Genomic DNA, 12267 nt, shown 5'->3' with positions numbered 1-12267 from the left:
AAGTTCTCCGTCGCAGGCTTGAGGTTGTAGATGACGATCGTGCTGAACGGTGGCTGTTGGTTCACCACGTACTGGATGTCGAATGTGCAATGAAGGTCTGACACGTCCAGCGCGATGCCTGCTGAGTTGCTCACGATGATGCGGTAGCGACGCCCATAGAGCACGTTACCGGTACGCTGACTGTTTGCAACCACGCTGTAGTTCGTCGCCGGGAAGCTGACTTGATTGGCGATGCCGGTGTCCGTGGAGTCCGTGGGATAGGCGTACGCGCTTGTGTTCGTGTTGTCGACGAGCTGCACATTCTGCCCGGTGATCTCGTTGTAGGCAGCGAGCAGGTGGTTGTAGCCGCCCTCCATATAGTGACCAGCATCCCACGGGCTGTTCACGATGGCTTGGATCTCAGCCGCAGGGCTGCCGGTTTGGATGGCCGCGCGTACGTTCGCATAGTTCGGATCGGTCTTGTAGAGCATCGCGTACGCTTCGGCACCAGCGGCAGGCGTCGGGAAAATGAGAAAACCAGATGCGTTGACCCCGGTGGAGTATTGATCGACAGCCGAATTGCCGGGCGTAATGCCTGCCGGGTTGTTGCTCGGCCAGTTGGCGCTAGAAATTCCTTCTTCGCACATCCACTGTGCCAAGATGACGTTCGGATCCAGGCCACAAATCTGCGATGCCATCTGCGCCAGCTGCTCGACGTAGGAGTCGATCTGAATCGCCACTTGACATCACCTCACGCGATATAGTCTTCGTTGTCCGTCCATACGAGCAGAAAGTCGCTGCCCAAGTCATTGAATGTCGGGTTGTCCGGCAAACCATTGGATGCCGGCACGAGGTACGCGCTCCCAATGTTCAGGTACTGATACTGGCGTAAGATGTTCGCTGCGGGGTATTGTCCTGTAATGACTGGTACGGCGTCCAGCAGTAGGTTGCCGTTGTTATCTGTGACCGACATATACCAATAACCGCCCTGTCCGTTCCACGTGAACTGGAACGTCAACGTGACGTTGGAGCCATTGACCGGCAGCGTGCAGGTCACAGATTGGTTGGCGCCGGATGTGATCGGCACAACGACACTGGACACGCACGATCACCCCCAACAAAAAAGGCCGCCCGAAGGCGGCTCAGGTATCTACTTTCCTTTATGGAAGATCATATGTAGTCTCATTTGTCCCAAACAAACCCATAGAAGCCACGAGCGAATAGTGCTGACCTATGTGACGGTACGTCATAAAATCAGGCATATCAAAAACTATATTGGTGGTCATTGACACGCCTGGATTAAGATTGGTTGGCATTGTTCCAGCATCGGTATTGGCATATATCTCTGCAGTTGAATCAGGCTGGTAAGTATCTCCGTTTATATCTTGTAAGTGAAAAATGTCATCTACGATCGCTAATGGACTTGAACCATCGTTTTTGATGGTCACGTTGATGACCCAAAACGCACCATCTGCAGTATCACCTATCCCGTCATAACCAACGCTTTTAACCTGTTGCAGCGAGTTTACTCGGACTTCCAAATCTCCTACTCTTCCGTATGTTTCAACCGGAACATAGCGCACTTTTGATGTATTAGAAGTAGAAGAATCGGCAGACGTGTTAGACTGCGCTGACTGCGACACATTTGTTGTCGCGGTAACAGAGGATGTGTTTTCACCTTCATCTTGATTTTGTGAAGGTTGATCACTTGTCGAAACGGCCGTTGAGTTCAGTGCTGTTGAATCAGACGGCTTACCGCGAATTAAGTATACAGTGTTTGCGAATATAATCAGAGCCCATACAGTAGCAACAAAACGAAGTGCTTTATGCATTCGTCGCCACTGAATAAAGATCATCACATAGGGAACCAATACCCACCCTAAGATATTCAACCATAACAACCGTCATCCCCCCATGCGCACAATATAGCACACGGTAGAATATATGGATGTTGTCATTTTAGCTTGCTTTGCCGTTAAACAGATTGGCTAGAGTCTGTAGAATCGACGACGGTACTTGCTTCGGCTGCTGCGTGCCTTTCTTGGCAGAGTCCGTGACAGCCGGATTCGCGCTGATCTTCACCACTTCCACGGTGGCTACCAGGAGTTCCGAAAGGTCAACGGTGCAGCGCAAACCGTGCGTCGTGGTATTGTCGTCCTGCACCGTCAGCGTCTCGACCAACATGTTTTGGTACAAGCCAAGGCGCGTGTAGACCTGCACAGGGATGCGCATCTGCTGCAACTGCAGGAGCACCTGATATGCCTGTACAGAGCGCGACGACCCGCCGGAAAACTGACCAGGGATGAAACTCTTCGCCACGTCCGTCATACCGATATTGAGCGATAGCGTACGCGGCTGCATATAGGCGTAGTCGGAGATTGACGATCCAGACTGCACAGGGTGTTGTGTGATCGTCAGCTGACTGGTGTGCGTCGCCTGCAGGATGGCATCGAAGAACCAGCCACCGATGTTCGTCTTGGCATACACATAGCTTTTAATCGGCGCTTTGGTCAAATCAAGGATTGGAGAGGCCATCAGCTGATCACCCCTCGCAGGTTATGGAGATTCTTGTTGTACGAGCGTGTGACGGCGTTGGCCGTAGCATGAGCGCTCGTACCGTGGATGTGATTCGTCTGGTTCGCGTTCACGGTGACATGTTTGGTAGTGACCGAAGATTGGCCTTGGAACATGTACGGGTAAGAGGGAGGGCCGTATGTGGGCTGTGTCGCGGAAGAATTACCGCCACTTTGGCGCATGGCTGCATATTGAGCGACCGTCGGCCCCGCCAACATATGATTTTTGATGAAATCCCATGCAGCGCTCCATTTCCCCTGCAGCACATCTCCGACAATTTGTACGACTTGTGCGAGCCCTTCAACGAGATTGGATACAACGTCGATTGCGCCGATAGCCATATCGGCAATCATTTGGAAGAAGTTTTGAAGACCATTCTTATTACTGGAATTTGTGACCTTACCAAAGAGACTTCCGATACCAGATAAAACGCTCAAAATCGCACCGCCAAGGTCTGCAAACGCGTTGAATAAACCTTTGACGGCTGATGTAAAGGATTTAATCGTACCATTCTGCTGAAAGAGATCATACAAGTTCCCGAAGAATTTTGCTGATTTATCGACTTCTTGGTTCAGCCACGAGAAAGCAGAGCGCAGATCTTGTAAGACACCCTGAGTCTGTTTGCCTTTATCACTCGCCAACGCCAACCGTGTGACGAAAGCAGCGAGTGCGACGCCAATCAAAGTAAGCGCTGCGACAATGGGATCCGCTTCGAATATCGCAAACAGCGCTACAAACGCATCTTTGACCATGTTAACGATCGGGATGAGCACGCGTGCGCCTAAAATCGCAGTGATCAGCCCCAACACCGTGTCTTTGAGCGTCTTTAGTCCGTTCCCGTTCTTCGACAGCTTGTCAAAGAAGTCGATGAGTTGCTGCCAAAACGAACCGAACATGGACTGACCGCCATGCAGGTACGTCTCGAAGTCGTCGAACAGTAGGATAAGTGTACTAATGGCCGTGATCATACGGAAGAACGGATTGGAGATCGCCAGTGCTGCAAGACCAGCCCCGATCGCCTTTGCCCAGCCTGGTACATATTGGGCAAGCTGTTGCAGCCAGTGCCACACCGACCTGAGTGCCTGCACAATGTACTCGCCAGCCTGAACAAAGCTCACCATCACCTGTGCGACTTGCTTCGTCCAGGTCGGCATATTCTTCACGATCACGCTGTTGATCGACTGCAGGACGTTCGTGACGTTCGTAATGGGGCCAGACATGTACTTGATAAAGTAGTAACCGATCCACTGTAGCGCGTAGTACGCCTCGAGTCGCAACTGCTTGAACTGCAACTGCAAATCTTGCACCATGCGGATCTGCTGCTGATAGTCGGCTGGTGTCTGCATCTGTTCCGCGACGGAGTGCAGCTGCTGGTACTGGCTCATCAGTGTAGGCGACAAGTAGAGATCCTGAAGATTCGCACCCATGGCTTTGAGCGTCGCGTTAAACGCCATGGCTTGCTGTTGCGTCGTCCACAGCTGACGCGACAGGATCTCCATCTGGATCTCCTGATTGCCCAATCCACCGAGGAACTTGGCCATACCGGTTGCAGCTGCGACGCCAAACGCCGCGACAGCTGTAGACGCTTGTCCAAACAATCGCACCGCCTTGGTCCCAAAGCCAGTCAACATCTCGCCAGCGTTCTCGATAGCTTTACTGGCCTTCTCATAGGACGATTGATCTACCGCGAATCCGAGGGACACCAGATACTCCTTAATGGTTTCAATCATGGCATCTCGCTCCTTTCGCGTAGATATTCAGCTTGCCGCCACTCATTTTCCGCACGTACTTGCAAAATCTCGTGAGCATCGAGCAGATCATCGAGCGTGAATACATCCTCGACCAGATCTCGATGGCTCCAGAATCCCGCTACTACCGGCGCGTACAGGAACGGGTCGACATTCGTCAAGTTTGCGAGCTCGTAGCCTGGGTAGCGCCAAACAACCCCATCAAGGGGCTTCCGTCGAAAAAACCCGCCAGGTTGTGGAGGATGGCATGTACCATCAACGTCAGAATCAACATGCTATCTTCCTCAAGGTCTTCTATAGCGAAGGAGCCGTTGTCGTTGACGACGTTGATATATCCCGCGGGAAGTTTGACTTTTACCACCGCAAGGCACTTGTCCTGCAGATACAGAAAGTCAGCCTCCGGGATGGAGGCAAGCGGCTTGAACATGGAAGCGATATCGATGCCGTGCAAGTCGAAGTCAGCTGGGCTCTTGGCGTTGAGTAGTTTCTGTGCATCCGCACCCTGTAGTAATGGGGCAAACATCGGCGCAAGGAGACCGGAGAGTTTGGTGACGATGTACACGCCCTCGCGTGCTGGCCATTTGCTGATCTGGTACTCGCGCCCCTTGATGGTGACTGTCTTGAAGCGTTCGCTCATGCGTTATCCACCTCTCAGTATGTGGGCACCACAGTCTCTGTGATGCTAGATGCCATTAGGTTCCATGTGCGCTGTTGGCCTTGTGATTGCAAGGGCAGTTCAGCGCGGTTCTGGAACGACACGCCCGTCGCATTGATCAAGTTGCCGGATGATACCGACCGGATCGTGACGGCCATCTGCGCCCACTCAGACGGATCCGCAGAGACAAGATAGTCATAGGCATTGACAAGCCACGCGTTAAATCCGGATGTCTGCTGGATCTGCAGTGCAATCGTGCCGTTGTTGCCCTCGATCTTGCTGATCATGATCGAACCGTCTGCGGCCACGTCGTGCGCTGTACGGTCGGTCGACATCGTCACCGTGATACTGCCGAGGCCGGTTCCCTGCGCCGAGTACCGCCCAAGCGACGGGTGAGAGATGATAAAGATGACATCCGCAAAACTATACGTCGTCGTAGCTGGCATCCATCACACCTCCTTACAAGCTCACTTGCACGCCGATAACCACATGCTCGATGGCACCGGCCAACTTGACGCATGCGTAGATCGGGGGTGCCTGTCGTTGCTGGATCTGCTCTTGCGTGAGTGTGGACACTTTCTCGGCAAGAATCATGTAACCCTTCGACAGGTTCGTGCCCGGTGTGAGGCCGAGGATCGCTGGGCCATTCCAGATGCCTGGCGCCAAAAAGCCGGTGGTTACAGCTTGATCACAAACCTGCGCGATGTCGTTCATGAGCATCGTCACGCCGGCATCGGTGAGCGGGATTTTTGGTAGGGACACCAGCGCATTCATTACCGTGGTCTGGATGTCCACGGTCAACGCGTCGAGATACAAGACCTGGTCAAGCGGCGTACCGTCTGCCATGTGACCTTGCACCAGCAGTTCATATCCGTTGCCGTACGTGGTGTAGACATTCCCGTTCCAACCAGTGATATTGCTGACCTGCTGAGTGGAAAGGTTGTCCGGCGTGATGCCGACCAAAGACTTGTAGGCCATGGTGAACGTTGAATTGGCAAGTCCTGTGTTTGAGCCCATGGCTAAACCCATAGCCGCGGCGCCCGAGTACTGCTCAGTCGCTGAATAGAGACCAAACGTGCGATTGTCCTTATCGCTCTGGAGTGTGGACATGACGTTCGGGGTCGTGCCCGATGCGACATTGGCGCTTTGCGTGTCGTAAAAGAACATCGTTTGCGGCTGTGCGCTTTGGACATATTGCGCAATGGCCTCGATGTCACTGTCGGCAACCCCACATACATAGACACCGTACCAGCCATTGCTGGCCGTACGGCACGCCTGCACAGCCTCAAGCGGCGTTTCTGGCACCGTGGCGTCTTGCCGCCCGATCATGACGGATGTCGGTGCGGGAGACTGCGAAAAGTATGCCACGGCCGCCTTATATTCCGGCTCCGTGCCTGTCCATCCACTACTGAGCATGTCGCTCGTGCTGCTATACGTTGCCACGCGTGTGGCTGTGGGGATAATCGTTGATGTCCCGACAATCAGCCCAACATTAAGGGATGATGCAGACGGCATCGACGGGGATACACTCACTGTCACATTGACGATGCCGTTCAATGATTGCGTGGTCACAGCTCACCACCTACCCTTCAACAACTTGTACGACTTCCGAATCACCTTGGTCGTCTTCAACCGAAATCGTCGCCGACCCAATGTAAGGAACGCTCGATTGGCGCATTACAAGCTCATTGAACTGCGCCCAGAAGGTGACTCGATCCCACCACTGACCATCGAACAATTCCGGTGCCCGAAGAGGCATGGGGACGTCTGTCACAAGCGCGACGTTGCTTGATGCCAGTGTCTGCGTGGTGGAGTCCAGATAAAGAGCGGAGCGGACAAGGTCGGCATGGGAGAAGGCATTCGGGCCATAGAACGTCCACGACACGCGCAAGCCGACCGTGTACGTCTGGTTGACTTGGGCATTCGCATCGTCCAAAGGCGCATAGTCTGTCTGGATTTGCCGCGTGTAAGGGCTGTCAGCATAGGAGACGAGGATGAAGCAAACATCACTGCCGATCTCCCAAGCCGGTGATCCATCCATCGGCCATCCTATCCGCACTGCACTTGGATCTGTCACGCCGAGCACTTGGCTTGTCCAAGACTGGAATAGATCTTCGATTTGCGTCTCAGTCAGTACCGTGTCAGCCACTACGACGACACCTCCGTGGCCGGATCCATCTTGACTGCGATGGCCTTGTAGTAGCCGTAGTCCGCGTAGGGGATAACCTGCATCACGCGATAGCGGTTCCCGCGCCACAGGATCTCGTCGGATGTGCCAGACGTGTTGGTCAACATGACCGGCGTCGCAGTATAGAGCCGAATGGCGCCTTTCTGTCGATCGCCTTCCGGTACCTGCTCCAGCTCGGTCGGATCAGGCACATCCACAACACCTCGTGCCGTGATGGATACCTCCGTGGGTTGCCACCGACCACCGACCCAACTGCCGCCCTTACGGAAAATCGTGACGGTTTGGGACATATGCGAGTTAGAGACCACTCCAGCGAGATTCACTCGTCCGTCACCACCACGTATGTGATCGATTGGCGCAGGTTGCCTGTATCAATGAGTGGTCGGTCACTACCTTTTTGCTTCACCGTCGATGGTGCATTTGCTGGCCACTCGTTAAGCGGATTGACAAACCAGTCTCTCGCGGCTTGCATGCCGATTTCACCAGCTTTACGCAGTTGTGATTGCACATCTCCGCCATTGAGTGCGGCGAGAGTAGCTTGTCGTAACTGATCCGCGATGACATCCTTGCTGTGGTCGATAGCTGGTTCTAGTACAGGGCGGGGAGGGATTTTCCAAAGGGCAGAGCCGTGTTCGTGAATGAACAGATCGTAGGCCTGACTGTATGGCATGCTATCAAGGTTATCCAAAAAGCGATTGAAGTCCCGCATAATCGGCATACCATCGGCAGTGATACCCATGTAGTCGTTCATTTCTTCGCGCATCTCTTTTGTCCGGACACCATGCGTCTGAATGTAAAGCAGCTGCGCATTCGTGATGTTCGGATGATCGCCGATGTCGCCCTCCGGGATGCCGACGTAGACGTCAGAATGCGCAAGGGCCTGTAAGGACTTCTTGATCTCTGCAGTGAGGTCTTTTTTGACCGTCACCTTGGCCATGGCCTTGATCACGACCCATCACCACACATACATGCCACCGCGCCCGACGAGGCGCCCAATCGTGGCCAACTGTTGACCGTATGACGTGAGATTCCATGCTGCCCAACCGTCCACGTTCGCGACCGCTGTATCTGCGGAATATGACACGTCGCCGACAGACTCACCTGTGATCACACCTTGAGCACGTCCGGCCTCAAACACCGCTGCCGCACCACTGTTCGGATCGGCCAAGCTTTGAAGATACAGTGTGGCAAAGTGGGCAGTGAACAGTCCTACGGCGACCTGCCAGTAGGACCGCCAGCGCACCTGTTGCAGCACGGACGACGCCAACGTGACGAACGTCTGTAGAACGGATTGCGGTACGATAGCGTTACCGTTGGCGTCTGTGCCAAACTGCGGATACACGGCGAGAAAGTCACTCACCGCATAGGGCGGATTGGTGCCCTGACGAATGTTCGATCCGTCTCCAAACGAGTAGAAGTCCATCGGGTCTGACAGCGGCGGATTCATACTCACCGTTACTCACCGGCTTTCGAGCGCCGCGTCGCCGCCTTTTCAGCAGCAATCTCATCCGCTTTCGAGTTCACGACCGTCACCGTTTCGTCCTCTAGCGCCCACTGGAACATCATCGAGTGCTGTACCCAATCCGGCACATCCGTAAAATCAAGGGCACGGACGGAGACCGGCGCTTCCGCACCGGTCGGGTGATGGAACTTGTATGCCTTCTTCGAAAAGATTCGCATGTCTCGCACCTCTCTTAAATTCCGTCCATGTACTGGATGCTCTGATAGTACAAGATCTTGACTTGACCAATTTGCGCCGCGTATGCCGTCAGATAGGCCATCTCCGTGACCTGCGGCTGCGTCATGACACGCGAAAGCGGCACAGTCAGATCAAAGTTCACGCGATCCTCGCTGTTGACATACGCGATCATGCGGTCTTTGCCGCCCGTACCTGCACCCGTGCACCAACGAGATGGCATGATGGCCAGTTCAATCCCCTGGTTACGACCAAGGTTGTTCTCGAGAAGGAACTGGAGAATGGAGATGTTACCGGCGCTCGACACCGTCCGACCGACCAAGTAGCTATACTGCACGGGCGGTACGAGGATATGGTTCGCCATGCCGGTCAAGTCGTATTCCGACGCTTGCCATGTCGCCTCAATGATGCTGTTGACATCAGCCAGAATCTCGTCCGGTGTCTTGTTCACCCACTGGGACGATCCGCTTGCACCATTCGGCGCCGCGCTCGTGGTTACATTCGGGTCGTTGGTGAGCCCCGTCACGCCAATCGAGGGCACGCCCACATACACGATGTTGTCGATCGACTTGTTGTAGTTCAGTCGAATGCCTTTATCGAGGATGTCGTCAAGTGAACGCCCGATGCCCTGCAATTTTTGCTGGTCGACGAACGGAACCTTCAGGATGTTTGAGAAGGTGAACACCTTCCAAACTTCCTTGTTGATGTTCGCCTGCATGATCGGAATGTCGTTCGTTTCGCCGCCTATGATGCCGCTGTTATTCACGCCTCCTGTCGTGGCGTAGTCGGTGAAGTACTGCGATGTGAACTCCACCCAGCCGCCGCCAGTGCGTGCCACAATGTCGCGAGGCCAGGTCACGCTCTGCAACGGCTCGAGCAGGCGAGGGTCGCGCTTTTCGAGCTCGGCATTCAGAAAAGCCATGCCACTTGCAATCGCCGCGTCATTCGTCATGACGCGCCCCTGCATGCCCGGCACAGTGTAGACTCGCTGTCCAGGATTGATTGTCATGTGTTAAGCCCCCTCACCTAGAGTTACGGTTTGTTCCGCGTGAGAATCGTAATTTCTGCCGTGTTGTTCGCATCCATAAGGCCGGTCTTCCACACGACGTTTGTGAGTTCCACCGTGTTGGTGCCATCGGCCGCCGCCTCGAATCCACCAATCACACCTTGTGGGATGGACGAGTTCAGGGCGACGCGGATGTACACGGGACCGCCTGCGGTCGGGGTGCCGACATTGCATGTGACCGTGACCGAACCGCGCTCAATGACATCACACGGATCGCCTGGGTTATATTGCGTCTGACCATAGGGCTGAGAGAGATAGGAGGTAGCCTGCTTGACTTCACGGATTGCAATACCCGCGAACTGCGCCGCCGTGTTGCTCGCGCCAAACAAGCTATAGGTGTTGTTCGCGTTCAATACAACCGGCGAACCAAACGGAATCGGATTGGTATCTGTCGACTGCACCGGCCGATTCACGATAATTGCGTCAGCCGACCGCGAGACGTTACCCGGGTAGCCGAAGTTTAGCGTCTTGCCAATTGCAAAACCGCCCATGTCATGTCCTCCTTACTGCACGTTTTTGTAGTGCGGATTGTATTTGCGTGCCCACTCCATGCCGAGTTGCGACAAGTCCTGCGGTGGTTGCGTGCCGCCTGAGGCGCGCTGCCTATCCGCCACATGCCGACGCGTAGCTCGTTGGATTTGCCCATAAGTATTGGTCGTCGGACGCCCTTTGATCGCCGCAATCGCTGCGTCGGCAGCTTTCTTCTTGGCCACGGGATCCGAGATAGCTGCGATCACGGGCTTAATCGCACGGAGCGCTGCAATCTTGGTTGCCGTGTCTGCCGCCGTAAATCCGGAGCGCGGACGATCCTCTGGCGGAGCGATGGGGCCAGCCTCGTCCTCGACCATGCCAGGATCGATGAGGTGCGCATCATCTTCCTCGGGGTCGTCGTCATCCGTGCGCGGAGGCGTGTTCTCCGGATCTTCCATCTGAGCAATCGCGGCATCAATGGCCTCTTCCGGCGTTTCCTCGTCACTCGTCGCCGCTTTGCTTTCTGCGAGCTTCTGCACGAGCTCCGTCAGAGCGTCGAGTTTCTTCTCGAGCGCATCCATACGCTCCGTGTCTGGAGATGTAGGATCTGCATCTGCCGTAGTGTCTGGCTCCTGCGAGGCAACGCGCTCTTCTGCCATAGCATCTACGGCATCTACAATTTCGTCCGGCTCTGCATCAGCCGCGAAGTGCTTGAGGCCAATGGCCGCTAGGACGTCTGTCACTCGCGACTGCTTGCGGTGCGGCAGTTTCACCTTCATGTGATCAGCACCTTTCGTTCTTGTGGTTTTCTGCTGAATCTTTCCATCTTTGAGTTCATACCCATCCTCGAGTCGAGCGACGATGCGCCGGCCGATGACACGCCATTCTTCCGGCGTGTAGTCGCCAGCTTCACGTTCGCCTGTACGGTTATAAAACTCGAGAGCTGAGCGGAGATGAGATGAGTCGATGGGGTACTTGTAGTTGACTGGGTCTGCGTAATCGTCACGGTTTTGGGGGTAGCCCTCTGGAGGGGAGCGATGGCCGTCCTTTTTCACCGCGATGCCGTAGCGCTTAGACACTTCTTCGGCGTTGTCCTCGTCGTGGATGCGTACACGATCGCCTGCGCGCCCGCGCTCAACGACGGCGACATGATTGCCGACGATGTTGACCTGCAAGTACGTGCCGTCCTCTTGCGGGACGTAGTCGCACTCATAGCCTGCAGAGACTTCTCGCTTGCCGCCCATGATCTCGTCGATGAGGCGCTTGTCGTAGATGATGAGATCGGCGAACAGGAGATCGCTGTCCTCGCCTGTGCCGCGCCGAACGTTGCGCGCGGTTCCCTTGACATAGACCGCCGCGTCCTCCGGTGATACGCCGTCTGGAGGATGTCGGTCCGTCACGGGCTTGCCCTCGAAGCTCGCCATCGCAGCGGCACTAAACACTTCTTCTGGCGGCCGGAAGACACGCACGATGTTGTTTCCGGGCAGGCCGATCTCGCTTTCAAGATACTCGTACCAGCCGGCACGACTGATCGAGACATTCTGCGCGATTAGAAAGCCCTCCGGCGTAAAGGACAGGTTTGGTGAGAAGCGACTGGCATAATACGCTTTGGTCGTGATTCTCACCCCCTTTCAGCATGAAAAAAAGAGCCTCAGTAGGCTCCCGTAAATCGTTTGAACTCCGCTTGTGTCATCCGGACGATTTGCCCGTTTCGATACACCTTCGCCGGCCATTCGACGCCGTAGTCAAGTCGTATCAGCGGCGCCGCATAGCAGCGGCAGTTAAAGATGCAGCCTGCATGGTAGTGCCCGTAGATGTGTGACTCGCCGGCCAGTTGCTCTGGACTCGGCGGGTCATCCCACGATACCAACACCCGATCCATGTAGCGGT

The 12267-nt window shown here is 54.9% G+C and carries 18 protein-coding genes; all 18 read right to left on the bottom strand.

All coding sequences use genetic code 11. The features are described from left to right. The coding region (locus tag QMF38_RS09730) for a hypothetical protein (protein WP_281759313.1) at positions 1-719 on the bottom strand (719 nt) is incomplete at its 3' end. 11 nt (positions 720-730) lie between these two features. Further along, positions 731-1081, bottom strand: a complete 351-nt coding sequence (locus tag QMF38_RS09725) for a phage baseplate plug family protein (protein ID WP_281759312.1) — start codon at positions 1079-1081, stop codon at positions 731-733. 58 nt (positions 1082-1139) lie between these two features. Then, positions 1140-1880, bottom strand: a complete 741-nt coding sequence (locus QMF38_RS09720) for a DUF4352 domain-containing protein (RefSeq protein WP_281759311.1) — start codon at positions 1878-1880, stop codon at positions 1140-1142. Positions 1881-1938: 58 nt separating this feature from the next. Next, positions 1939-2514: a phage baseplate protein gene (locus QMF38_RS09715; protein ID WP_281759310.1), complete on the bottom strand. Its 576-nt coding sequence runs from the start codon at positions 2512-2514 to the stop codon at positions 1939-1941. Then, positions 2514-4283, bottom strand: a complete 1770-nt coding sequence (locus tag QMF38_RS09710; RefSeq protein ID WP_281759309.1) for a hypothetical protein — start codon at positions 4281-4283, stop codon at positions 2514-2516. Before QMF38_RS09710 ends, QMF38_RS09715 begins: the two co-directional genes overlap by 1 nt. Then, positions 4280-4462: a hypothetical protein gene (locus tag QMF38_RS09705; protein WP_281759308.1), complete on the bottom strand. Its 183-nt coding sequence runs from the start codon at positions 4460-4462 to the stop codon at positions 4280-4282. Before QMF38_RS09705 ends, QMF38_RS09710 begins: the two co-directional genes overlap by 4 nt. Further along, entirely contained in the window at positions 4459-4938 is a 480-nt protein-coding gene (locus QMF38_RS09700) for a phage tail assembly chaperone (protein ID WP_281759307.1), read from the bottom strand. The genes QMF38_RS09705 and QMF38_RS09700 overlap by 4 nt, the downstream gene beginning before the upstream one ends. Positions 4939-4952: 14 nt before the next feature. After that, the gene (locus QMF38_RS09695; RefSeq protein ID WP_281759306.1) at positions 4953-5402 is read right to left on the bottom strand and encodes a phage protein; all 450 of its coding nucleotides are present in this window, start codon (positions 5400-5402) and stop codon (positions 4953-4955) included. Between the two features lie 13 nt (positions 5403-5415). Further along, positions 5416-6528, bottom strand: coding sequence for a DUF3383 family protein (locus QMF38_RS09690; protein ID WP_281759305.1), 1113 nt, complete (start codon positions 6526-6528; stop codon positions 5416-5418). Between the two features lie 10 nt (positions 6529-6538). Further along, complete coding sequence (locus tag QMF38_RS09685) at positions 6539-7105, bottom strand: phage neck terminator protein (protein ID WP_281759304.1); 567 nt, start codon at positions 7103-7105, stop codon at positions 6539-6541. Next, entirely contained in the window at positions 7105-7467 is a 363-nt protein-coding gene (locus QMF38_RS09680; RefSeq protein WP_281759303.1) for a hypothetical protein, read from the bottom strand. Before QMF38_RS09680 ends, QMF38_RS09685 begins: the two co-directional genes overlap by 1 nt. Further along, the gene (locus QMF38_RS09675; RefSeq protein ID WP_281759302.1) at positions 7464-8093 is read right to left on the bottom strand and encodes a phage virion morphogenesis protein; all 630 of its coding nucleotides are present in this window, start codon (positions 8091-8093) and stop codon (positions 7464-7466) included. The genes QMF38_RS09680 and QMF38_RS09675 overlap by 4 nt, the downstream gene beginning before the upstream one ends. A gap of 6 nt (positions 8094-8099) precedes the next feature. Then, positions 8100-8591, bottom strand: coding sequence for a DUF4054 domain-containing protein (locus QMF38_RS09670; protein WP_281759314.1), 492 nt, complete (start codon positions 8589-8591; stop codon positions 8100-8102). 8 nt (positions 8592-8599) lie between these two features. Further along, positions 8600-8824, bottom strand: a complete 225-nt coding sequence (locus tag QMF38_RS09665) for a hypothetical protein (protein ID WP_281759301.1) — start codon at positions 8822-8824, stop codon at positions 8600-8602. A 14-nt stretch (positions 8825-8838) separates the two neighbouring features. Continuing rightward, complete coding sequence (locus QMF38_RS09660) at positions 8839-9849, bottom strand: DUF2184 domain-containing protein (protein WP_281759300.1); 1011 nt, start codon at positions 9847-9849, stop codon at positions 8839-8841. Between the two features lie 23 nt (positions 9850-9872). Continuing rightward, positions 9873-10397 (bottom strand): structural cement protein Gp24, encoded by a 525-nt coding sequence (locus QMF38_RS09655; protein WP_281759299.1) that lies wholly within the window; start codon positions 10395-10397, stop codon positions 9873-9875. A 12-nt stretch (positions 10398-10409) separates the two neighbouring features. After that, positions 10410-12002: a DUF2213 domain-containing protein gene (locus tag QMF38_RS09650; protein ID WP_281759298.1), complete on the bottom strand. Its 1593-nt coding sequence runs from the start codon at positions 12000-12002 to the stop codon at positions 10410-10412. A gap of 26 nt (positions 12003-12028) precedes the next feature. Beyond that, positions 12029-12267 (bottom strand): hypothetical protein (locus QMF38_RS09645; protein WP_281759297.1); only part of this gene is annotated, 239 nt, incomplete at its 5' end.

The organism is Alicyclobacillus hesperidum subsp. aegles, assembly GCF_027923525.1.
Classification (GTDB): Bacteria; Bacillota; Bacilli; order Alicyclobacillales; family Alicyclobacillaceae; genus Alicyclobacillus; species Alicyclobacillus aegles.
This window is presented reverse-complemented; position numbering and strand designations above follow the sequence as displayed.

What these genes read in the sequence shown, in the direction of transcription:
- QMF38_RS09715 (WP_281759310.1), bottom strand. Translation starts at nt 2,514, where the DNA reads ATGGCCTCTCCAATCCTTGATTTGACCAAAGCGCCGATTAAAAGCTAT.
- QMF38_RS09710 (WP_281759309.1), bottom strand. Translation starts at nt 4,283, where the DNA reads ATGATTGAAACCATTAAGGAGTATCTGGTGTCCCTCGGATTCGCGGTA.
- QMF38_RS09700 (WP_281759307.1), bottom strand. Translation starts at nt 4,938, where the DNA reads ATGAGCGAACGCTTCAAGACAGTCACCATCAAGGGGCGCGAGTACCAG.
- QMF38_RS09695 (WP_281759306.1), bottom strand. Translation starts at nt 5,402, where the DNA reads ATGCCAGCTACGACGACGTATAGTTTTGCGGATGTCATCTTTATCATC.
- QMF38_RS09670 (WP_281759314.1), bottom strand. Translation starts at nt 8,591, where the DNA reads ATGAATCCGCCGCTGTCAGACCCGATGGACTTCTACTCGTTTGGAGAC.
- QMF38_RS09665 (WP_281759301.1), bottom strand. Translation starts at nt 8,824, where the DNA reads ATGCGAATCTTTTCGAAGAAGGCATACAAGTTCCATCACCCGACCGGT.
- QMF38_RS09660 (WP_281759300.1), bottom strand. Translation starts at nt 9,849, where the DNA reads ATGACAATCAATCCTGGACAGCGAGTCTACACTGTGCCGGGCATGCAG.
- QMF38_RS09655 (WP_281759299.1), bottom strand. Translation starts at nt 10,397, where the DNA reads ATGGGCGGTTTTGCAATTGGCAAGACGCTAAACTTCGGCTACCCGGGT.